Below are 674 nucleotides of genomic sequence, written 5' to 3'. Positions count from 1 at the left end.
ATGATAAACGACATGCAGATCCGCAATCTGTCACCGCATACGCAGGATTGCTATCTGCTGCAGATTTCGCAGTTCGCCCGCCATTTTGCCAAATCGCCGGCTTTGCTTGGGCCGGAGGATGTCCGCGCCTACCAAGTCTATCTAACGAACGAGAAGAAGCTGGCGCCGAAGTCGATCCACGTGACCGTCTCAGCGCTCCGCTTCTTTTACCGTGTCACGCTCGGCTTCGAATGGGATTTCGACCTCATCATTCCGTGTCCAAAGGTGCCCAAGACGCTCGCCGTCATCCTCAGTCCCGAAGAGGTGCTGCACTTCCTCGGCTGCGTGGAGAGCCTCAAGCATCAAGTGATCCTGACAACATGCTACGCCGCCGGTCTGCGCATTTCCGAAGCGGTACGCCTAAAGCCGGGGGCCATCGACCGACAGCGGATGGTGCTACGCGTCGATCAAGGCAAGGGGAAGAAGGACCGTTACGTCATGCTCTCGGCACGGTTGCTGGAGACACTGACCGACTATTGGCGCGCCGTCCGGCCGAAGACGTGGATGTTTCCCGGCGGTATCCCCAACGAGCCGATATCGACCAACGCGGTGCAGGACGCCTGCAGCAAGGCGCATCGGCTATCGGGCCTTGCCAAGCCCGTGACGCCGCATTCGCTACGGCATGCCTTCGCCGT

The 674-nt window shown here is 59.8% G+C and carries 1 protein-coding gene; it reads left to right on the top strand.

Annotated features, from left to right (window positions below; genetic code table 11):
* Positions 1–674, top strand: a 674-nt coding sequence (locus tag QQL28_RS45760; RefSeq protein ID WP_284276446.1) for a site-specific integrase, incomplete at both ends; no start/stop codon positions are given.

It is taken from the genome of Bradyrhizobium iriomotense (genome assembly GCF_030160715.1).
Lineage (GTDB): Bacteria > Pseudomonadota > Alphaproteobacteria > Rhizobiales > Xanthobacteraceae > Bradyrhizobium > Bradyrhizobium iriomotense.
Note: the sequence above shows the minus strand (reverse complement) of the source record. Positions and strands in the feature narration are given on the sequence as shown.